Origin of the sequence: Chryseobacterium sp. PCH239 (genome assembly GCF_018924625.1) — a bacterium.
GTDB classification, from domain to species: domain Bacteria; phylum Bacteroidota; class Bacteroidia; order Flavobacteriales; family Weeksellaceae; genus Chryseobacterium; species Chryseobacterium cucumeris.
This window is the reverse complement of record NZ_CP073027.1, coordinates 535374-557407: the sequence shown is the minus strand read 5'-3', so window position 1 is coordinate 557407 and position 22034 is coordinate 535374. Positions and strand designations below refer to the sequence as shown.

General features: G+C 35.8%; 16 protein-coding genes and 1 pseudogene. 13 read left to right on the top strand and 4 right to left on the bottom strand.

All coding sequences use genetic code 11. The features are described 5' to 3' along the window. Positions 1-5 precede the first annotated feature (5 nt). Both KBP46_RS02700 and KBP46_RS02695 read left to right on the top strand, forming a co-directional pair. A complete protein-coding gene (locus KBP46_RS02700; protein ID WP_216444549.1) occupies positions 6-1073 on the top strand; it encodes a HEAT repeat domain-containing protein in 1068 nt (355 codons plus the stop codon). Continuing rightward, positions 1067-4504, top strand: a complete 3438-nt coding sequence (locus KBP46_RS02695) for a sulfatase-like hydrolase/transferase (protein WP_216444548.1) — start codon at positions 1067-1069, stop codon at positions 4502-4504. Before KBP46_RS02700 ends, KBP46_RS02695 begins: the two co-directional genes overlap by 7 nt. On the opposite strand, the gene KBP46_RS02690 is transcribed toward KBP46_RS02695, so the two are convergent. Beyond that, on the bottom strand, positions 4501-5736 hold the full coding sequence (locus tag KBP46_RS02690) for a YaiO family outer membrane beta-barrel protein (RefSeq protein ID WP_123279795.1): 1236 nt from the start codon (positions 5734-5736) through the stop codon (positions 4501-4503). The two genes, KBP46_RS02695 and KBP46_RS02690, sit on opposite strands and share 4 nt — an antisense overlap. Positions 5737-5926: 190 nt before the next feature. On the opposite strand from KBP46_RS02690, the gene xth reads away from it, so the two are divergent. Next, positions 5927-6706, top strand: a complete 780-nt coding sequence (gene xth / locus KBP46_RS02685) for an exodeoxyribonuclease III (protein WP_123279796.1) — start codon at positions 5927-5929, stop codon at positions 6704-6706. A gap of 69 nt (positions 6707-6775) precedes the next feature. On the opposite strand, the gene KBP46_RS02680 is transcribed toward xth, so the two are convergent. Then, the gene (locus KBP46_RS02680) at positions 6776-7564 is read right to left on the bottom strand and encodes a LexA family transcriptional regulator (RefSeq protein ID WP_062669386.1); all 789 of its coding nucleotides are present in this window, start codon (positions 7562-7564) and stop codon (positions 6776-6778) included. 467 nt (positions 7565-8031) lie between these two features. On the opposite strand from KBP46_RS02680, the gene KBP46_RS02675 reads away from it, so the two are divergent. The 7 genes and pseudogenes from KBP46_RS02675 (at position 8032) to KBP46_RS02645 (ending at position 17171) form a co-directional block, all read left to right on the top strand. Then, a complete protein-coding gene (locus KBP46_RS02675) occupies positions 8032-8298 on the top strand; it encodes a hypothetical protein (RefSeq protein ID WP_216444547.1) in 267 nt (88 codons plus the stop codon). Between the two features lie 209 nt (positions 8299-8507). Continuing rightward, positions 8508-10892, top strand: coding sequence for a TonB-dependent receptor (locus tag KBP46_RS02670; protein ID WP_216444546.1), 2385 nt, complete (start codon positions 8508-8510; stop codon positions 10890-10892). Positions 10893-11177: 285 nt separating this feature from the next. Beyond that, complete coding sequence (locus KBP46_RS02665; RefSeq protein ID WP_216444545.1) at positions 11178-12671, top strand: BspA family leucine-rich repeat surface protein; 1494 nt, start codon at positions 11178-11180, stop codon at positions 12669-12671. 145 nt (positions 12672-12816) lie between these two features. Next, positions 12817-13974: an alpha/beta hydrolase-fold protein gene (locus KBP46_RS02660; protein WP_216444544.1), complete on the top strand. Its 1158-nt coding sequence runs from the start codon at positions 12817-12819 to the stop codon at positions 13972-13974. 195 nt (positions 13975-14169) lie between these two features. After that, positions 14170-15045, top strand: a complete 876-nt coding sequence (locus tag KBP46_RS02655) for a phosphotransferase (protein WP_253297167.1) — start codon at positions 14170-14172, stop codon at positions 15043-15045. Positions 15046-15055: 10 nt separating this feature from the next. Then, a pseudogene (locus KBP46_RS02650) lies at positions 15056-15843 on the top strand (DUF2625 domain-containing protein). Positions 15844-15932: 89 nt separating this feature from the next. After that, positions 15933-17171, top strand: a complete 1239-nt coding sequence (locus KBP46_RS02645) for a hypothetical protein (protein WP_216444542.1) — start codon at positions 15933-15935, stop codon at positions 17169-17171. 99 nt (positions 17172-17270) lie between these two features. Here the strand turns inward: KBP46_RS02645 and KBP46_RS02640 are convergent, their stop codons facing one another. After that, entirely contained in the window at positions 17271-17627 is a 357-nt protein-coding gene (locus KBP46_RS02640; RefSeq protein ID WP_253297166.1) for a GNAT family N-acetyltransferase, read from the bottom strand. A gap of 72 nt (positions 17628-17699) precedes the next feature. Further along, positions 17700-18035: an antibiotic biosynthesis monooxygenase gene (locus KBP46_RS02635; protein ID WP_216444541.1), complete on the bottom strand. Its 336-nt coding sequence runs from the start codon at positions 18033-18035 to the stop codon at positions 17700-17702. A 92-nt stretch (positions 18036-18127) separates the two neighbouring features. Here KBP46_RS02635 and KBP46_RS02630 point away from each other — a divergent pair, with 92 nt between their 5' ends. The 3 genes from KBP46_RS02630 to KBP46_RS02620 all read left to right on the top strand — a co-directional run bounded on the left by KBP46_RS02630 (position 18128) and on the right by KBP46_RS02620 (position 21897). Next, positions 18128-19585, top strand: a complete 1458-nt coding sequence (locus KBP46_RS02630) for a PLP-dependent aminotransferase family protein (RefSeq protein ID WP_216444540.1) — start codon at positions 18128-18130, stop codon at positions 19583-19585. Positions 19586-19735: 150 nt separating this feature from the next. Further along, positions 19736-20689: a DUF6624 domain-containing protein gene (locus KBP46_RS02625; protein ID WP_216444539.1), complete on the top strand. Its 954-nt coding sequence runs from the start codon at positions 19736-19738 to the stop codon at positions 20687-20689. A 764-nt stretch (positions 20690-21453) separates the two neighbouring features. Continuing rightward, the gene (locus KBP46_RS02620) at positions 21454-21897 is read left to right on the top strand and encodes a VOC family protein (protein ID WP_216444538.1); all 444 of its coding nucleotides are present in this window, start codon (positions 21454-21456) and stop codon (positions 21895-21897) included. Positions 21898-22034: the final 137 nt, after the last annotated feature.

Sequence of the window (22034 nt, the reverse complement as noted above, 5' to 3'; positions counted from 1 at the left end):
CAACCATGTTTCTCACCACTTCTGTGCATTTTCTTTTTCTTGTTTTTCTGGGAATGCTGTCTTTAGTACTCTTACTGATCATCGTTGTACTGATTTACAGCTTTTATCAGTACAGAGAATCTGTTCAGTCATTCAGATGGTCTGAAGTGATCAATAAAAAAATCTCAGAAGTGATTGTATATGGTGAAGAGGAAATGCCTGCAGACACTACCTTTTCAGTAACTTCCGGCAGTCCTTCATTCAGAAATCTGTTCCTTCAGAAACTGGCAGAATCTGAGAAAAAATTTTCCGGAGCAGCACAAAATAAAATCAAAGACTTATTCCGTGAATATGGACTTCAGGAAGAAGCATTGAAAAAGCTGAATCAAAAGAAAGAACATATCATTGCAGGAGGAATACAGGAACTTACAGCGATGCACGTGGAAGAAGCATTGCCAAAAATTTCTACATTTTTAACCCATCCTTCAACTCAGGTGTATCAGGAGGCACAATATGCGATGGTTAACTTTAAAGGATTCGAAGGTCTTCATTTCCTGAACAGCATTTCCTCCATAATATCAGAATGGCAGCAGCTTCGTTTGCTTATTTCGATCAACAACATTCCCGAGAACTCAGGGGATGATATTAAAAACTGGATGAAAAGTTCTAATGAATCCGTAGTCATTTTCACCCTTAAACTCTTAAGGAAATTTCAGATATTATCACTCTATTCTACAGTAATTGATCTCCTGGATCATTCTTCTGTTGATGTACGAATACAGACCGTACAAACTTTATTGTCACTGGAAAATTCTTCCACCATAGCTCATCTTATGGAAATATATCCCGATCAGCCGGTTGAAGTACAGAAAGAGATTCTGAAAGTCATGAAAAAGTCGAAAGACCAATACAGTACAGATTTTCTGAAAGATCAATTATTAAATAACCAAGACTCAGGAATAAAAGTGCATGCAGCAGAAGCTTTATGTGCTTTGGAGCAACAGGAATACCTGGCAGAAATATCCCAAAAAGAAACCTCTTCAGAAGAACTCATTCAAATTATTAAATACGCATTACAGGAAAAAGTATGTTAGAATTCTCACACATCATCTATGAAGTTGTTATTTGGCTGTTTTTGATTTACGGAACAGCAGTAACCCTTATCTATGGCTGGATAGGAATTTATGCGCTTGGTGCTGTATTGCGTTATAAAAAAGAAAATACATTCACAGATTACAGTATTATTGCGGCCAATCCCAACGCTCCGGTATTTAGCGTTATTGCTCCGGCATATAATGAAGGGATGACCATTGTGGAAAATGTACGTTCCCTCTTATCTCTTTATTATCATAATCTTGAAATTATCATTGTAAATGACGGAAGTAAGGATGATTCCATTCAAAAGCTGATTGAAGCTTACGAACTCGAGTCTGTAGCTTATTTTATTCAGGGAAAAATAGAAACCAATGCGGTAAGAGGAGTGTATAAAAGTAAAAATCCGGCCTTCAAAAAACTGATTGTTGTTGATAAAGAAAACGGAGGAAAAGCGGATGCTTTAAATGTTGGCGTCAATATTTCCTCCGGTGAATATCTGGTCTGCATTGATGTTGACTGTATTCTGGAACAGGATTCGATTTTAAAGCTCGCAAAACCAATGCTGGAGCAAACTGATAAAAAGTTCATTGCCTGCGGTGGAGTGATTCGCCTGGCCAACAACTGCGTTATTGAAAACGGAAAAGTAGTAAGTGTCAATATGCCGAAATCTCTTCTGGGAAGAACACAGGCATTGGAGTACATTCGAGCTTTTGTACTTGGACGTATGGCATGGTCCAGAGCATCAGGACTGATTTTGATCTCCGGTGCTTTTGGAGTCTTTGACCGAAAAATTGTACTGGCGTGCGGTGGTTATGACAAAAATACAGTGGGAGAGGACATGGAGCTGGTGGTAAGAATGAGAAAGTACATGGAGGAAAAAAATGAGCCTTACGAAGTACTTACTATTCCGGATCCTCTATGCTGGACAGAAGTTCCTGAATCCAAAGATATTCTTAGAAAACAAAGAAACAGATGGATGCGCGGCACCATGGAAACCCTGTGGAAACACCGAAAAATGATGTTCAATCCAAAGTATAAAAAGCTGGGGATGATCAGCCTTCCTTATTGGTTCTTCTTTGAATTTCTCGGTCCGCTCATCGAGTTTTCAGGTTATATTATCTTTATCATCTTTTTATTGCTGGGAATTATCAACTGGCCGTTCTTTATCGTTCTGTTCGCCCTTGTGATTTCAATGGGATTTTTATATTCCATCTATGCGATACTGGTGGATCTCGTAAGCCATCAGGTTTATACCAAAAGAAAAGACTTCTTTAGATTGATTTTCACGGCTTTTTCCGAACCTTTTTATTTTCATCCCATAGTGGTAAAAGCAGGCGTTAACGGATTTATAGATTATTTCAAAAAATCTCATGGCTGGGGCGAAATGACAAGACAAGGTTTCAACCAAAGCACACAGCATTTACCTCTGAAAGAAAGGATATATGCTATTCTTCAGGCGGGACTCAAAAAATGGGGAATGCTGGCGTTGGTTTTCTTTGCATTATTTTTAATAGGAGTAACCGCAGAATCTCTATGGTACAAATATACCTTTCCCAAATTTGAAACATCAGCCATTATTGGCCCTCTTTTCTTTGAAAATATTTTATTTGCACTGCAACTGACATTCTGTGTCGGAGTTATATATCTGATTATTAATTTTATCAAAGAAGGCTGGGCAAGAATCCTTGGGGTACTAACCCTGGTTGTTGTAACCGTTACACAATATATCTTATTCCTATATTTTTCTGAAAGCCGTAATGTATTGGGTGCAGACCTTTTATACTATAGCAAAGAAGAGATGAAGCAGATTTTACAGGCAAGCGGAATGCTCAACTTCAAAAACTTTGCATTACTGGGAATTTTGATAACAGCTTCCCTTGTTCCTTTATGGATTGCAGGTAAAACAGCTTTAAAATCAATCTATCCGGGAGTGATACTATTGATTTTTGGGTTAACAGCATTCTTTATTCCCTCCAATCTAGCAGGAGCAAAAGTTTTGAATTCTGATACTGAGTTTAACCAAAATGCAGCAAAAAGTAAATGGGCTTATTTCTTTAAATCCAACCAAGATAATTTCATCAGCGATCATCCGGAACTCACAGAATTGTTGAGCGATAATGAAGATTTTACTGCCAATGCAGAAATGATCGACAAAAACTTTCCGTTCTGGAGAAAAGAAAACACGCCGGATTTCTTAGGATCCTATATGCACAAATCCGAGAAAGTTCCTAATCTTGTTTTTCTTGTGATGGAAGGCTTCGGACATGCGTATACATCGCCGAAGGGATATATCGGTAACTTCACCCCTTATCTTGATTCTTTATCCAGTAAAGGGTTGTATTGGGAAAACAGTTTAAGCTCAGCAGGAAGAACATTCGGAGCATTACCATCATTGACGGGGTCTCTTCCTTTTGGAAAAAACGGGTTCCTTGAAATAGAAAAAACACCGGAAAATTTCAATCTTTATAATATCCTTAAAGCGAACGGATTCGAAACAGGATTCTATTACGGAGGCCATATATCATTTGACCGCTACCGTGAATTTCTGGAGTACAGTGGAGTAGATCATATCATAGATGAAGCCTCATTCAGCAGTCCTTACCGTAAACTTCCTGCCAACAACGGGGAGAGCTGGGGATATGAAGATCAGGCTGTTTTAAGTAAAATGCAACAGCAGCAGAAAGCACAGAATCAACCGTATTTCAATATGATACTTACGCTTTCAACCCATAATCCTTTTTTAATCAACAATAAGGATTATTATGAAAAGTTGTACAACCAAAGACTTAACTCAGGGATTTTAACCAAAGAACAGAAAAAGTGGGCAGCCGCTCACAAAAATCAGCTCATCTCCGTATTGAATGCTGATGATGCGATGAAAGGTTTCTTTGAAAATTACAGCAAACGCCCTGATTTCAAAAACACAATTTTTGTCATTACAGGAGATCATAGTATGCCTGAAATAACCTTAGAATCTAAAATTGACAGATTCCATGTGCCTTTATTAATCTATTCGCCGTTATTAAAAGAATCAAAGCGATTCTATAAAACAGTAAGTCATTTTGATATCGCGCCTTCCATTCTGGCGTACTACAGAAATAATTATCAAATCAATACCCCTTCTACAGTTACATGGGTAGGACGTGGCTTTTCTGCAGATTCTGAAATCAGCAAGGCCGGAATTCCTATGATGCAGAGTAAAAACCAGCTTATAGATTTTGTTTCTGAAAAATATTATATCCATGACGGACAGCTTTTCACACTTAAGGATATGGAAGAAGATGCTTCCAATGATGCTGCAGCCATGGGTAAAATCAACGGCAGGTTCAATCAGTATAAAAGCATGAATGCTCAGTTTTATTCCACGAAAAAACTGATGCCGGATTCGGTAATGGTCAACTTTAAGAAAAAAACAAAGTCAAAGTTTTAAAACTTTCGGGTATAGCCTAAAGTAATATCAAACTGATTCCCTTTCTCACCCGGACGGAATTCCTGGTTATAATACATCGTTCCTACAGAAAAAAGATTGACGGAGCGGTAAGAGAAATTATACTCTGCACCTATTTTAAAGGTTTTAAGCTTAAAGGTCTCATTTTCCAAAAGGTTATTTCGGTATTCTTCCGGACTTATTCCTGTTCCGATCTGAAAAGCAAAATAGTCCTGAGCTCCTTTGGTATAATAACGTACCGTTCCTGTATAAGAATGGGAAATGTTTTTGCTGTCAGGCGTTATATAAGTACGAAGGTTGAACCAGAAATTTTTATAGTATTTTCCTACAGCCGCAGTATACATCCAGATGCTGTTGCTGAAATGAAGCTGGCGGTAGCCCAGTTCCGCCTCAAAACTGTGAGGAAGATTGGCATTCAGGGAAACTCCGGTACGGTATTTCGGAAACAGACCTACATCATCAGAATATCCTCCGCCTACATAAAGGTAGAACATTTTGGAAAGTCTCGGATAGGCTTCCAACTCAATCTGTGTACCGCCTTGTGCAAATTTGTTCGCATAGTTTCCACGAAGGATCACAGAACCAATAGGTGTAATTCTTTTGTAACTTACGCCCACGATATGCCAGTCGTCATCAAACTGCTTGTCAAAATGGGAATAGTTGTAAATAATTCCGACAGCATTTTTAGAAGACAGATCCTTGATTCTTACTGCAAGAGCCCTTGCCTCTGTATTTTTTGGATTGATAGATAATAGAGTGGTTATCGCTTTATCAGCTTCCTCATAATGATCCATTCCAAAATATACTTTTGCTTTCAACAACAGTAATGTCTCAGATTTTGAATGATAAGAAAGTCCTTTATCTATAATTTCGATAGCCTTTGTATTCTGATCATTCCAATATTCCAATGAAGCATACGCCAGAAAATAGTCTTCATCCTGAACCTCTCTTTTTCCGAGATCTTCAAACACAGCTCTTGCTGCAGCCAGATCTTTGTTCCAGGTATATAGCCTTCCCAAAAAAACCGAAATATCAGTATAATTGGGAGCTTTTTCCAAAGCCTCTTTTGCCAGGGCAATAGATGTAGCATAGTCTTTCTGCTCAAAAGCAGTGGTACGGGCTTTAACAAATAATTCATCAGCAGTAAGATTCTGCTGGCTGTATAGCGTAATTGGAAAAAGTAAAGCTAATAAAAAGGTCGGATATCTTTTCATCGAGGTTTATTATTAATGAGCTACATCTTTATTACAAATATATTGAACTTTTATCTCTCAACCCAGAGATTATTTATTAAAACTTACTTTTTTGAGATTATTATTCCACAAAACATCAAATAATAGATATTTATGATGGAATAATTATTGTCGTAATTAAAAAAGAATTGATTTTTTAAAAAGCTTCATCATGAAAATAGCAACGTATAACGTAAACGGAATCAACGGCAGGCTTCCTGTTTTACTCAAATGGCTGAAGGAAGCTTCACCAGACATCGTCTGCCTTCAAGAGCTAAAGGCCCCACAGGAACGTTTCCCTGTACAGGAAATCAATAAAGCAGGATACCAGGCGATATGGAAAGGGCAGAAAAGCTGGAACGGAGTAGCCATACTGGCAAAAAACAAAGAAATCACCGAGGTACAAAGAGCTTTACCGGGTGACACAGACGATGTACAAAGCCGTTATATAGAAGCTATTATTGATCAAATGGTCATCTGCTGTTTGTATCTTCCCAATGGAAACCCTTATCCCGGACCTAAATTTGATTATAAATTATCCTGGATTAAACGTTTTAAGCGACGAACCAACCAGCTCATCGAAATGGAACTTCCTGCTATCCTTATCGGCGATTTTAACATCATTCCCGAACCTATGGATGTTTATAAACCTGAACGTTGGGAAAATGATGCGCTATACAGAACGGAAGTGAGAAAAGCATTTAAAGATCTTCAGAAAAAAGGGTGGCTTGATTCTGTACGAAGTCTTTACCCCGACGAAAAAGTCTATACCTTCTGGGATTATTTGTATAAAGCCTACGACCGCAATGCAGGAATGAGATTAGATCACATCCTATTAAGTCCATATCTTCAGCCTAGACTGACTTCCGGTGGAGTAGACAGTCATGTACGGGGGTGGGAAAAAAGCAGTGACCATGCTCCCGTGTGGGTTGAACTATCGGATCGTTTGTAATTAGAGAAGTTCATATATAATATACTCCCGGAGTAAAAACCGGGAGTATATTAATAAATATTATAAGTATTAAGATTGTTTACGGCGACGGCCAGAAACCTTTTTGTCAAGATTCCTGATATCCTGTCTCAGTTCACGGAACATTTCTTTAAAATTGTAGCTTTCATAATCTCCCGGTTCAAAATCTTCAGGGAAAATTCCTGAAGCATACTGCCATATTTCCACTACTTCTTCAAAAGGAATATCATAAGGTTCATAAAACGAATTGTCCGCACTTACACAGATGGCATTTTCTTTTCTTTCTTTAAAACGCTTATAGGTAATTCCGTCATTTAAGGTAACAAAAACATAGGTTTTGCCTTGTTTCAACTCATTGATTCCCTCTACATATTTTCCTACAATATAAGACCCATTTCTGAACGGGGGCATAGAATCTCCATCTGCAGGAAAAGCTCTGTATTTTCCATTGGTAAGAAAAGGAAGAGCAATACGCTGAAGACTTTCGATGTAGTCTATATCGCTATAACCTTCCAGATATCCCATTGAAGCTTTCTGAGGAATAATTTCTATCGTATCATTTCCATGATTATCTACCGCAACCGGAAGAACAATTCTGTTATCCGGAAGCTTTAGCATTTCATCTATCGGATGCTTCTCAATATCTACAGACAGCATAAGGTCAATACTTACGTGGAAATATTTTGAGATTTTTACCAACAACTCGATAGGAGGTTCAGAAATTCCGTTTTCATATTTTGAATACCGGACTCTTGAAATCAATAATTCATCGGCTACATTCTGTTGGGAGAGCTTTCTCCTGGCTCTTAAAAAGCGTATATTATTTGAAAAAACTGACATTGATATAAGTATGTCAGCAAAAATACAAAATTTGATTCCGTTATCAATGAACAGAATGGTTTTTACCACAAGAAGAACACAAATTTTATCTTCCTTTTATCTTTTTTAAAAAAATTAATCTATCTGAAGACTTCAAACAATCAACTTTCACCTTATCTGAAGCCTGTTTATAGGCAAATTACAGAGGCCTTATAGCCATTGAAAAATAAATACTAATAAAGAGCATTTAATGCAAAAATAATAACTCTAAATTCCACAAATTGAGTTATCATTTTTAACTTTTAGAAAATCAATCACATATAAGTGAAAATTATATCCTTATTAAAACACACTTATATTAATGAAATATTAAATAATAAAAACTTATAATTAATTTATTCAAAATAATTTGCAATTGTAAAGTTATTATTCATATATTCGTGATGTAATAATCATATAAAATTATAGTTATGAAAAACTTAAAAAAATTGGACAGAAACGAATTAAAAGCTATTTCAGGTAACGGATTACTAGATCCAATCGGCGGTCTTCTAGGTGGACTAGGAGGTGTAGTTGGTGGAGTAGTAGGCGGTGTAGGTACTATCGTTGGAGGTGTTGTATCTGGCGTAGGATCTACAGTAGGTGGAGTAGTAGGCGGTGTAAGCACTGTTGTAACTAACGCTTTATGCCAAACACAATGTGTTGTCAATGGTGTAGTCCACATCAAATTACTTGAGTGCGGTTCTACTTGCTAATCAGTAAGCAAATTCACAGTAAAAAAATCAGACCGCTCTTTCCAGAGCGGTTTTTCTATATCCTTATAGACCGCAAAATATCTCATAACACATTTATTATCAAATAATTAAATTTATTTTCGGCGCTTTCAATAAAAACCAATAAAGCAACATTGTTGCATTAATGAATTTAATGTTCTAGCTTTGCCGGATCATTAAAGTATATGCACATGAAAAGGACTGTTTATTTTTTGGTGGGTGGCACACTTATGTATTCACCATCCATTCTGAAAGCTCAGAAAAGTACCCCTGAAAAAAAAATTGTAAAAGACATAGAGTCTGTACAAGTACAGGGAAAATCTAATTATAACACTGTAAATATTTCAAGAAAAAAGCTGGATTTTATTCAATCCAACACCCTGGGAGAAACATTGAGTAAAATTCCAGGAATTCAAAATTCGGGATACGGACCGAATTCCGGTGCTCCCGTGATCCGAAGCCTAAGCGGAAACCGGGTAAAAATACTGGAAAACGGAACAGCAGTGAATGATCTTTCCGGGATAAGCCCTGATTTTAATACGGATATAGAGATGAACAATGTTCAGAGTATCACCGTTTATAAAAACTCTGCATCAGTTTTATATGGAGGAAAGGCCATTGGAGGAGCCATAGATATTGAAACGGATTATATCGCAAGACAATTGCCGGCTAAAAAGATCAATGTAAAAGGTCTTCTTGAAGGCGGAAGCAACAGTGGACAAAGACAAGCTTTTTCAGCGAAAGGAGTTATTGCGAAAAACTGGGTCTGGACGGTAGGAGCATCCAATCAGAAGCAGGAAATGGTCAGAATTCCCGGAAAATCAAAAGACAGCAGATGCTATGATCCGGATCTTGTCGGTTTCAACAGTATCTTACAGTCGTTGTGCCAGATCGATGTAAATTCAAGACGTGTACTCAATAAAAGTCTTTTTCCTTACATCAGCCAGTTTGCCAAGGATCACATGATCGAATATGAACTCTCTGAAGATGATCTTTACACCTTCAGTTCTACGTATTACAATCCTGCTGATGGTAAACATTATCCCAATCCAAAGAATGATCTGTATGTTCCTGGTCAGGATGCCGTGAAAGACCGTTATAAAAGTGAAGTAAACGGAATCAAGGATTATGTGGAAACAAAAGATGGAGTGATACCCAACAGTCATTCGGAAAGCAATTCATTTTATGTAGGAACCAGTTATATTGGAAAATCATTGTATGTCGGAGGAGCTTATCAGAATTCTTATTCCTATTTTGGAGTTCCCGGGTATGCCATCCCTAAAATTCCCCAACATAGCCATGGAAAACCACAACCCAAAATAGAATATAGTCCCATCAACATCAGAAGCTTATCTCATAAAGCTATGTTTGAATCCGGTTACAAGTTTACCCATTCTCCGATTTCAAGTATCAAACTGAATTATATGGGCGTATTTTCAAAAAACGCAGAACTTCTGGATCGTTACCGTGCCAATCAGTTTGCTGTAAACCAACACAATGGACGTCTGGAAATCACACAGCAGAAATTGAAATTTCTCACAGGAACTACAGGTCTTGAAGTACAATACAGAGATATGGAAGGAACCGGAGGCCAAAGATATCTGCCTAATAATATCAGTAGAGAAATAGGAGTTTTTACGATGCAGCATCTTGATTTTAATATCATCCAGTTTGATCTTGGGTATAGAAATGATCATGTACAACGTAGAGCGGAAGCAGATAATAAGTATGTCAGAAGCCGAGGTCTTTCGGGCGGAAAACTCAGCGACAGAGATTTCACCCTTCACCAATTTCATAGTTCTGCACAATGGAATATTTTTAAAAAAGGATATCTGAAAGTACAGTACAACCATTCAGAAAGAGCTCCGGAAGTGAATGAACTGTATTCAGGAAATAATCATTTTGCGATCCTGACAGAAGAAAATGGTGATGACAAGCTGGATAAGGAAACAGCCAACACCATTGAAATCGGGGCTGGAGTTAATCTGAAAAACCTAAGAGTCTCCGCCAGCTGGTACAATACTTCTTATAAAAATTATATTTACCTTGCCCATACCGGAATTTCCAGAAATACTTTTATTGTAAAAGAATGGCGTTCTGATGACACAGAAATCAATGGAATTGAAGCTGAAGCTACTTATAAAACAGATCTTGGAAAAATAGGAAAGTGGGAGATAGGCGGATATTATGATCTGGTAAGAAATATAAGTGTTGCCGACAGCTCCATAAGAAAGTGGAGTGATGGTGATTATATGCCCAATATGCCAACAAGCCGTTTTGGATTCTCTCTGGAAGGAAGTATACAGAACTTCAGTATGAATGTAAGTTTAGACCATTATTTAAAACAAAAATATTTAGGAAAGAATATCAATCCTGAGCTTCCTATGCCGGCATTTTCATTGCTAAATGTACGTTTAGCCTATAAAGACAACAGTTTAGGCATAGGTGATCTGGAGTATTATATTATAGGAAATAATCTGTTGAACACCGAGGCAAGGCTTCAGAACTCTCAGTTAAAGTTTCTCAGCCCGCTTCCCGGAATTAATATTTCAGCCGGTGTGAAAATAACAATATAAATCAATCTCATTTCTGCAGTTATTATGAATTAATAGCTGCAGATTTTTTTGTTGTCCATTCAAAATCCTTCTTTAGAATGCAAACAATTTCTGGCTGTTTTTACTCTGTTTATTTATACAAAAATTAATCAAAAAAAAACTAAAAAAAAGAGGTTATAACTTTTAATACGACGAGTTCTGTCGCTGCGCGTAAGTACCTTTGTATTAGAGATAAGATAAAGAATCCCGGGAAATTAATTGTCTTACTAAACCCAATTTTAACCTAACAAAAACCTCTTTTAATTTATGTGTAAAAAACAACTAATAATCATTTTTCTCCTTTTATTTTGCATTTCCTATGCGCAGAATGAATTTACTACCATCTGGAAACCCAATGCAAACGGCGTCATTGATCATTCAATAAGATTCGGCGGCACAGGAACCGATTACACCATTCACTGGGAAGAAGTAGGATATCCTGAGCATAACGGGATGTTTGATTATGTAAACTCCAGCAGCAATGAGCCTTTACTCATATATTTTGGGCCATCATTCCATCCAGATCCTCTGCAGGCCACTTACGAATTAAAAGTATCAAGCGGTAACGGATCATTTTACGGATTCAGGGCCAATACCGAAATCATACCTCCAGGTGGAAATCAGGAACTTATAGAACTTAGCCAGTGGGGAAATACGACATGGCTTCAGCAATTCGACAGAGCATTCGCCAACTGTCCCAATCTTAACGTAACGGCTGCAGATACTCCTGATTTAACACAGATAACCAGTTTATCACAAATGTTCCTTAACTGTTCATCTTTGACAGGCCATACTTCATTTTCTTACTGGAATCCATTCCGTATTACGGACATGAGCGGTATGTTCAGCGGAGCGACGCTGTTTAATCAGAATATCGGAAACTGGGATACGGCAAAAGTAACCAATTTCAGCAGCATGTTTTCTTCTGCATCTTCTTTCAATCAGGATATTTCTGCCTGGAATACGATATCCGGAACTGATTTTTCCTCCATGTTTGCAGATGCCACAGCTTTCAACCAGCCATTAAATTCATGGAATACAGAAAATGCGACTAATTTCCGCTATACATTCTATAATGCAGCAGCATTTAATCAGCCACTTGATAACTGGAATACAGGTAAAGTGACAGATTTTGAGCATATGTTTGAAAATGCAGTATCATTCAATCAGCCCATCGGAAACTGGGATGTAAGTAAGATTGATTATTTTGCTGGATTTAATATGTTTGCAGGTGCTTCACATTTTGACCAGGATATTTCTTCATGGAATATCAAGCTTCAGAACTTCAGCTGGAATTCAATCTATTTTGGATTTAAAAATGTCGGCTTATCATGTACAAATTACAGCAATTTTCTCATCGCTCTGAATAATAATCCTACCTGGGCGAATTCGACAATAACGTCCGGAGTTATAGATGCAACAGGATTGGTTTATTCTACACCACAAGCGATGCTTGCGAGAGCCCAACTCATCAACAAAGGTTTTAATATTATTGGAGATTCCTATATTTCAGGTTGTTATCTGTCATCAAGAGAAGTTTCCCCAAAAACGAAAACTTCCGTGTATCCTAATCCAACGACAGGAGTGATCAACGTGGAATCCTCAGTAGACGAAAATGTTTATTTATATGATAATAACGGTAACCTCATTAAAAACATATTGTTTAGAAAAGGGAAAAATACCATCGATCTTACTGAATATCCTTCAGGAGACTATATCTTTAAAGGTGATACTTTTTTTAATAAAATCACCAAGCAATAATTAATCAGCTGAAAGGCTGTCTGTTTAAAGTCAGCTCCAAAATCTAAAGATTTTGGAGCTTTTTATGGAAAAAATCGAACAACATTACCATCATTACAAATTTTATATGAACACAATCCGTAAATTTGAGTCTTAACTGATATCCATGATAAAAAAGTACTTACTCTTTATTTTAGTTTTCACTTCAGCAACGTCTTCACTGCTTGCCCAGAACTATGAAAGATATAAAACACTAAAAGACACAATATTACAATCAACAAGTCTGGGATTTGAGAAAAAGATTTCTGTAATAGTTCCCATAGAATGGCAAAAGAAGTCCGGGAACAAATTCCCATTAATTATTGTATTTGATCGGCAAAATAAAAGAAGTAATCATTATATTCTCAATACCATTGACTATTTAACGAGTAATGAACAGATTCCTTCCTCTATCGTAATAAGCGTTGAATCAGAACAAAGATACCGCTATCTGGAAACACAGTATAAAATTTCAGATCCCAACGGCCTTGCACAAGAGAATGAAAAATTTATTTTTGAACAACTCATCCCATTAGCTGAGAGAGAGTACAAAGCCTCTTCTTTTAGAGTTTTAATTGGTCATTCCAGATATGGATATTTTACAACATCATTATTGAATTCCAGAATAAATGACTTGAATGCAATTATTTCTATGAGCCCATTTTTTACTCAGAAAAATGTTGACCTAACAGATTCTATAAATCAATTCAGTAAGCGCTCTTTTCATACAAAAAAATATTATCGCTATGGAATTGGAAACGATTATCCCGAAGATTTCCTGAAAATGGATTCCATCATTAAGAAAATTAACAATCCCTTTCTGGATATGAAAGGATATGAGTTTAAAAAAGCAGATCATAATGCAACGCCAGGCTTACTTATTAATACAGCTCTTTACGAGATATTTGAAGATTGGTCTGCCATTCAGTCAAAGTATATATCAAATAAGCAAACAGACTTGAGCATTAAATCATCATTGGATAAAGAAATACGCTCCAATTACGGTGTTAATCTAAATTTTTCATTGGGTATTTTAAATGGAAAAGGATGGGCATTTTATAATGAAAAGCAATATGATAAAGCTATTCAGGCCTGGAAAATCCTTATAGATTCTTATCCAAATTTTTCAGAGGCTTATTTAAATATTATAAAGGCTAAAATCTTACTAAAACAGGATTACTCTGTAACTGTTAAAGAATTCAATATTTCATTAGCAAATTCTGAATTTTATAAAGAAAAGGAAAAGAAGGATTTAGAAATTGAATTGCATGAAATAGTTAAATAAATGGATGTAATAGGTGTAAAATCGAAAAATGTTAACGAAATTGCGCAAACTATATAACCAGCTACGCACGAGAATTACATGACAGAGAAATTTCCGACAATAAGCAGCACGCTTTCACCTGATAGACTTGGTCAACTTATTCAAGAAAAATATGGACTAACCGAAAACACAGAATGCAGGATCTTCCGGCTTGCAATGAACCATTTATACATCGTTCATGATGGCGAAAACAAATACGTTTTTAGAGTGTACACTCATGATTGGCGAACTGAATTAGAAATTCAAGAAGAATTAAGACTTCTCAATCACCTGAAAGAAGCAGACCGACAAGTTGCTTTTCCCATAGCAGATCAATCAAACAATTTTATTCAGAAAATTGAAGCTCCGGAAGGAACAAGATTCGGTGTTTTATTTTCATATGCTAAGGGTATAAAAACAGCAAAATTCTCACCGGAAACCAGCTTTCTGATTGGGCAGGCACTAGCTAAAGTTCATCAATCAACAGAACATGTAGAACTGATGAGAATGTCTTACAATGCTCAAAACCTGCTCAAGAACCCTGTTGCAAGGACAAAAAATTTCTATAGTAAAAACACGACCGAAATTCAATTTTTAGAAAGTCTTTCCGATTTTTTAACGCTAAAAATGGAAAATACAGACCTGCAGAAAATGAGATATGGAGCGGTTCATCTTGACGTTTGGTTTGATAATTTACATATTGATAACGAAAAAGAAATCACATTTTTTGACTTTGATTTTTGTGGCAACGGTTATTTATGCTTTGATATTTCTTATTTTCTATTTCAGCTATTTACAACCCATTTGAACGAAGAAGAGTATGAGGCAAAAGCAGATCATTTCATAAGAGGCTATGAAACTGTCACTAAAATTCATGATGAAGAAAAAAAGTTTTTACCTTACGCATGTCTGGCTATTATGACCTATTATATAAGTGTTCAGTGCGACAGATTTGAATATTGGACCAATATTTTCCTGAATGAAGATCATTTAAAAAGAATGGTGGGCAATCTCAAACGATGGATTGCTTATCATAAAATTGAGGTAAAATAATGACAGAAAAATGTATACAATTAATTATCATTTTAGAAAACTAATCAGCATGATAAAATGTTTGACAATTATTATATTATCCTTCTTCTCATTAACAACTTATGGACAAACAAAAATGCGCTCTATTGATGAATTAATAAACGATAAAGATCAAGGTTGGATTCTTGTAAAAGAATGGATAGACACCGCAAAAAATAAAGTGGAAATATTACCCGTAGATAGCAACCAAGCAAGGGATGCTTTATACAAAACCCAAGTTACAACCAAATCTCCAATGGGTTCAATTGTATACATGACAGGGGCCTTTTGGTTGATAATGGCTGGATAAGAATTCTTGGCTCAGGTAGTGATAAGCTAAGCAGGTCATTGCCGGAATGGAATAGAGGAAAAACATTTGAGGATTATGGACAGCCAATTCCATATCTTTTAATTGCTGACGATGCAATAGGAGGTATTTTCATTCTTAATGGTGGCGGACTTGGAAACGATTTAGGAAAAGTATATTATTTGGCACCTGATAATTTGGAATATGAACCTCTTGACATTACTTACACTGAATTTCTGAATTTTTGCTTTAATAAAAATCTTGATGAATTTTATAAAGAATACAGATGGGCAAATTGGAAAAAAGATGTAGCAGAACTTAAAGGCGACCAGGTATTCAGTTTTTTTCCTTACTTATGGACAGAACAAGGTAAGGATATGAGTAAAGGATCAAAAAAGAAAGTTCAAATTGAAGAAAGTTACAAGCTTACTCTTGAATTTAGAAAGAAACTTGGATTTGATGCAGAGAAATAAATAATAGAACTTTTAAATTTCACTCAAACTATATCTAAAAATTTATATGATGAATACAAGCTTTCTTATCTTAAATAAATATTGTTAATATGAATACAAAACCCATCACTTTTCCCAATCAGAGAAAGCATAATGCTGTACTACGTTTTCTGCATTTGTTTGTTATTTCTTATGTGTATCTTTTTATTTTTACCTCTCAGTTTTCGCCTTTAGCAGGAATACATAAGAGTGGAGTCTTGTGGTTGTGTAAAAATGTTTTTCAGCAAACGCAGGTAGAATATATTACAATGACTGGCAGCGGCGATACAACATTAGATTATTGGGTAGTGCTTGTAAATATTGGCTTAGCGGTAGTGGCTGCACTCGTTATACTTCTTGCAGATAAAAAACAGCGGACATTTAAAGATCTTCATTGGTTTACGGTAGTAGTGGCACGCTATTATGTAGCTATGATAATGCTTTCATACGGTTTTGCAAAACTACACGACGGACAGTTTCCTCCTAATTCAATTGGCAGGTTGGAAGAAAAAGTTGGAGATATGTCACCAATGGGGATGGTATGGGCTATGATGGGAGCTTCCACTGGTTATACATTCGTTTCCGGATTGTTGGAAGTTATTGGTGGACTTTTGCTTCTTTTCAGGAGAACCAAAACCTTTGGTGCACTTTTTTCCATGACGGTGATGATCAATGTAGCTCTGTTGAATTTTTTCTATGATGTGCCGGTTAAAATATTTTCCAGTCATATTGTTTTGTTCTGTATTTTTATTGTAAGCGGTGATGCAATGGCATTATATCGTTTTTTTATCTTGCATCAGCCATCGCAGTTACGTTTTCAAAAAAGAACATTCGACAAAAAGTGGAAGAGTATTACAGTTATTGTATTCAAATGGCTTGTAATAGCTTTTTTCATATTAAGCTCTTCATCAGCACTATTCTATACACCTCCGGCCGCTCCGATGGAGGGTGCATATATTGTAGATAAATTTATCATAAACAACCAGGAAATATCATGCAACGATTCCATTGGCTGGAAAAAAATACTGATAACTTCTCCAAGCCGGACAAAAGTAATCCTGAACAATGACAGTACTAAAACATTCCAGAGCGTTTTAGATACTGAAAATAAAACACTTATGCTTCGTAAAATAGATCATCAGGACCTATATGCTTACCTGCATTACAATACTCAAAAAGATAGTATCATTTTTACAGGAAATAAGGGTCGTGATTCTGTAAAAATAAAAACAATAAGAAAGAAAAAAGAAGATTATCTTTTAAACAAGAGGAGTTTTCATTGGATTAATGAGTATCCGTTTAACAGGTAACAGATATATAGCTTAGCGGGAAACAATATAAATAAGTGATTTTACTTAAAGAAGACATGTAGTTTTAGTACATGTCTTCTTATTTTCCGGGGTATTTCATTATTTCAAATCCTCCACATTGTTCAGTATATAGCACTGTTCCCACTGTTTCATCCCGATTTTAGGGTAGTAGCCCACAGCTTTTGGTGCGGCCAATAAAATCAATGTAGCTTTTGGGGTATGTTCTTTTGTCAATCGGATTAATTCTTTTCCAATGCCTTTCTTTTGATAATTCTCATCAACCGCCAGATCTGAAAGATAAGTGCAGAATGCAAAATCAGTTAATGATCTTGATACTCCAATCAATTTACCATTATCCCGAGCAGTTGCAATAAGATTGGCATGCTGCAGCATCTCTGTTATTCTTTCCGGTTCGTTTACCGGACGTCTTTCTCCTAATGTAGAGTTTACCAGCACCTGAGTAAATTCTTCTATTCCAATTTTCTCTTAAATTTGATACGTAATCATTTTTATTTTTTTACTGTTACTTCAAAAGATATTATCCGCAGGGGCTTCCTGTCTTTCAGACATCCCATAATCCCGTATCACGGAAGCTACACGCAATCTGTAATCTTCAAACACAGAATTTCGTCCTGCCTGTTGTGCTTTCCTGTGAGTGGTTCTGTTGCGCCATTCTTTTATACTATCTTCATCTTTCCAAAAGGACAGGGAAAGGATTTTTCGGGGATCTACGAGACTTTGAAACCGTTCAATCGAAATAAATCCAGGAATTCCTTCCAGTTCTGACTTTAGGGATCTCGCTATATCCAGATATTCATCTTTATTTCCTTCTTCAGGAGCGACTTCAAATATTACAGCTATCATACTTTTAATTAAATTATTTGATTTACAGGGCAAAATTATAGGTAATTTGGACTACATTTGTATACCAGATTAAACATATAGAGTAGTCCAGAATGTTTCCGTTTGAACATATCATCACTATTGATAAAGAAAAAAAGCTTCCTGTTTACAGACAGATAGCCATCTCTATTATTAATGCAATAAGAAACGGTAATGTAAAGCCCGGAATGGCTCTTCCCGGTACCAGAGAACTTGCAAAAACACTGGGTGTGCACCGTAAGACGGTAATCGCTGCATATGAAGAGCTCAATGCCCAGGATTGGATCCTGATTATTCCCCGGAAACAGGTCAGAGTATCTGAGAGTATTCCAACTCTACAACCTCAAAAGTGGAACGCTCAAGATTCATCTTTATCCTATGAAAATAATTTCGACCTTCCGATTCATCAATCAAAGAAAGATCCGTCACAGCAGGAGCTGACTGTTCTTCCTGAGATTTTCATTGATGATGGGCATCCCGATATTCGCCTTTCTCCTATAGATGAACTGTTGAAAATTTACCGCAGCTATACATCAAGAAGCTTTAGCATTAAAAAAGCAGTTGTTGGGACAACTCAAGGTACATTAAAACTAAGAGAAGAGCTATCGAGATATTTATCTGTAACAAGAGGACTCAATATTTCCGCTGATAACCTATTGATTACCCATGGCGCACAAATGAGCATTTATCTGGCGGCTCAGTTGCTTTTACAGGATGGAGACATTATTGTTTCCGGAAAACCGGGATATCCTATTGCGAACAGTGCATTTGAGAAAACAAAAGCATCTGTAATAGAGGTTCCTGTAGACGAAAACGGACTGGACATTAATGCTCTCGAAAAAATGTGTAAAAAGAAAAAAATAACCGCTGTATACCTCATTCCTCATCATCATTATCCTACAACAGTCACTTTGAGCGTTGAAAGGAGAATGAAACTGTTGGAGCTTTCCAATCAATATTCGTTTGCTATTATTGAGGATGATTACGATTATGATTATCATTATTCCTCCTCACCATATTTACCTTTGGCAAGTGGAGCTCATAAGGGGAATGTCATTTACATTGGTTCATTTTCAAAAATATTGGGTTCTTCCATTCGTATTGGTTTTATGGTAGCTCCTAAAAATTTCATTCAGGAAGCTGTTGTTTTACGAAAAGCAATTGATGTAGGAGGGGATGGATATATGCAGAATGCATTAGCAGAATTGATTAAAAGTGGTGATTTGGGAAGGTATCTGAAGAAAGCCAAAAAGTCTTACCATCAACGCAGAGATTATCTGAATATACTTTTGCAACATCATCTGAGCCCTTATATCTCTTTTACCTTACCAGACGGCGGCCTGTCGGTTTGGATACAGCTCAAACATCCCTACAGTGTTAATACATTGAAAACTCATTTACAATTGCAAATCAAACGAATAGATGAAGAAGAGAATGCTTTTCGATTAGGTTTTGCTTCAAAGAATGAGAAAGAACTTGAAGAGGTCGTTTTATTCATGAAGAAAATTCTTACAAATAGGTATTCAATATGATTATTTAATTAAAAAACAAAAAATTCGTCAATCTAACGAAAACCTAGTATAATTTCTTTTTTGTGATCTCTTAACAATACAATCATCAAAATAAATTTTATATTAGTAGAATAATAACCATCTAAAATTTAAGAATTAAATACAGAAAACATGAGAAATACTATTTATACTTTGTTATTACTATTTTTATTCTCAGGCTTTAATGCTCAGGAATATTCAAAATTAATAAGTGAAGCTAATCAATTATATGAATCAAAAGAGTATAAAATGTCTGCAGATTTATATGATAAAGCTTTTAAAATCGAAAGCGAAAATCCAAGTCACTTATATAATGGGGCGTGTTCATCCTCTTTAGCAGGAAATACAAAGCAAGCATTTAAATGGCTGAACTTATCAATAGAAAAAGGCTGGACCAATCTAAAGCACTTAAATTCTGATACTGATTTAGAAAACTTGCATTCGAAAAAAGAGTGGGGGAAAACCATTGAAAAGTTAGAAAAAAAAATAGCAGCCATAGAAGCAAATTATGACAAACCCCTGCAGGCTGAGTTATTGGCAATTCTTGATGAAGACCAGAAATATAGAGTACAAATGAGTGAAACTCAAAAAAAATTCGGCCCAAATTCTAAAGAAATAAATGACCTTTGGAAAATAACCAATCAGAAAGACTCCATTAACTTAATAAAAGTAAAAAAAATATTAGATGAAAAAGGCTGGGTGGGTAAAGACAAAGTAGGCGCGCAAGCCAATAGTGCATTATTTCTTGTCATTCAACATTCAGATCTGGAAACGCAAAAAAAATATTTACCCATGATGAAAGAAGCGGTAACAAAAGGCAATGCGAGTCCAGGTTCTTTAGCTTTGTTAATTGACAGAATAGAAATTCGCGAAGGCAGAAAACAAATCTACGGAAGCCAAATAGGAATCAATCAAAGTAATAATACTTACTATATTTTACCTTTAACTGATCCTGACAATGTAGATAAAAGAAGAACAGAAGTCGGATTAGATCCAATCTCTAACTATGTTAAAAATTGGAATTTGGTTTGGGACGTTGAAAAATATAAAAGAGAATTACCCGAATTAGAAAAATTAAATAAATAGAAAACCATCTGATTACAGCAGTTGGCACAAGTGGCGGATTAAGGCTCAATTAAAAGATTCCTTAATCTGCCATTTATTTTATAAGAAACGTAAGGGATTAAAAACTTTCTGGATTTAAGATTATTTATCTGAAAATATAAACAGTTGCGGAAGATAGAGTTTATTATACTTGAAAATCTGATGCAATAACCGAAATTATAAAATCATGAAATATAACATGTTCTGTGAATCTTTGAAACCCAAATAACATACAATTTAACATAATATAAATTATAGGATTTTTATTATTATTCAGAAATAGAGTAATTAACCTCCTGAGAATACTCTATATTCAATATTTTTCAGCCAAATACATTATAACAGTTTTTAAGAACTCTTTCTTTGCATATAAAATGATCCTGAAAAACATTTTATGAATTGCGCTATACACTGTTGGGTTATTTTAATCAAGATTCGTTGTACAGAGAAAAAATGATCAGCATATTGCCTTGTACGATTTTTTTTACTTCATATTTCTCTACAAGGCCATCCAGTGAGTTTTCTTTAAAGGGGCGTAAAATCCTTCTGGTTCAATGGTTTGAAAAAAAATTCGTAGTGAAAATTAACCCTTGACAAGGTTCTCTTGCAGACTCCCAGTTTTTCATCATAATTTGCCCCTTTTACATTATGTTAAATTAATCAAAGGAAATACAAAATCTTGCCACATGGCAGTTTTTCTTCTGTAAAAACAGAATACCTTTATCCTAACCAAAAAATAAAATAGTATGAAACCTAAAATGATCTGGGCCAATCTGGCCGTAACCGACCTCGAACGCACACAGAAATTCTATACTGAACTGGGATTCAGACCTAATAGCCCACACAGTTCCAATGAGCTGGTAAGTTTTTTTATGGCTGGAAATGAATTGGTTGTTCACTTTTTCTTAAAAAATATCATAGAAAACAACCTGAAAAGCATGAAATTTGGAGATCCTCAAAGCTCCAACGAAATTATATTCACCCTTTCTGCAGAAAGCAAAAGTCAGGTGGATGAATGGGCTGAAGAAGTAAAAAATGCTGGTGGAACCATTGTTTCAGAGCCTGAGAGCTTTGGAGAAAATTACTACGGTTTTGTATTTGCAGATCCGGATGGACACAAGTTCAATGTATTTTTATGTAAACTTTCAAAATATTTTTCCCTATATTTGACATTCAACAGATCAATATGAACCGCTCGAACTGTCTGCCTCCTCCGGCACCTTAATATTTTCAATTTAATTTGAAGCATACTCATGTCGTTAACTTATTAACGATCGGTTTTGCCGTGCTTCACATTCTAACAAAAATATTAATTCCAATTTTACAG

Excerpts from the sequence above, each read along its gene's own strand:
- KBP46_RS02620 (WP_216444538.1), top strand. The coding sequence starts at position 21,454 with ATGAAACCTAAAATGATCTGGGCCAATCTGGCCGTAACCGACCTCGAA.
- xth (WP_123279796.1), top strand. The coding sequence starts at position 5,927 with ATGAAAATAGCAACGTATAACGTAAACGGAATCAACGGCAGGCTTCCT.
- KBP46_RS02680 (WP_062669386.1), bottom strand. The coding sequence starts at position 7,564 with ATGTCAGTTTTTTCAAATAATATACGCTTTTTAAGAGCCAGGAGAAAG.
- KBP46_RS02625 (WP_216444539.1), top strand. The coding sequence starts at position 19,736 with ATGAGAAATACTATTTATACTTTGTTATTACTATTTTTATTCTCAGGC.
- KBP46_RS02655 (WP_253297167.1), top strand. The coding sequence starts at position 14,170 with ATGAACCATTTATACATCGTTCATGATGGCGAAAACAAATACGTTTTT.
- KBP46_RS02695 (WP_216444548.1), top strand. The coding sequence starts at position 1,067 with ATGTTAGAATTCTCACACATCATCTATGAAGTTGTTATTTGGCTGTTT.
- KBP46_RS02630 (WP_216444540.1), top strand. The coding sequence starts at position 18,128 with ATGTTTCCGTTTGAACATATCATCACTATTGATAAAGAAAAAAAGCTT.
- KBP46_RS02665 (WP_216444545.1), top strand. The coding sequence starts at position 11,178 with ATGTGTAAAAAACAACTAATAATCATTTTTCTCCTTTTATTTTGCATT.
- KBP46_RS02660 (WP_216444544.1), top strand. The coding sequence starts at position 12,817 with ATGATAAAAAAGTACTTACTCTTTATTTTAGTTTTCACTTCAGCAACG.
- KBP46_RS02670 (WP_216444546.1), top strand. The coding sequence starts at position 8,508 with ATGAAAAGGACTGTTTATTTTTTGGTGGGTGGCACACTTATGTATTCA.
- KBP46_RS02635 (WP_216444541.1), bottom strand. The coding sequence starts at position 18,035 with ATGATAGCTGTAATATTTGAAGTCGCTCCTGAAGAAGGAAATAAAGAT.
- KBP46_RS02690 (WP_123279795.1), bottom strand. The coding sequence starts at position 5,736 with ATGAAAAGATATCCGACCTTTTTATTAGCTTTACTTTTTCCAATTACG.
- KBP46_RS02645 (WP_216444542.1), top strand. The coding sequence starts at position 15,933 with ATGAATACAAAACCCATCACTTTTCCCAATCAGAGAAAGCATAATGCT.
- KBP46_RS02700 (WP_216444549.1), top strand. The coding sequence starts at position 6 with ATGTTTCTCACCACTTCTGTGCATTTTCTTTTTCTTGTTTTTCTGGGA.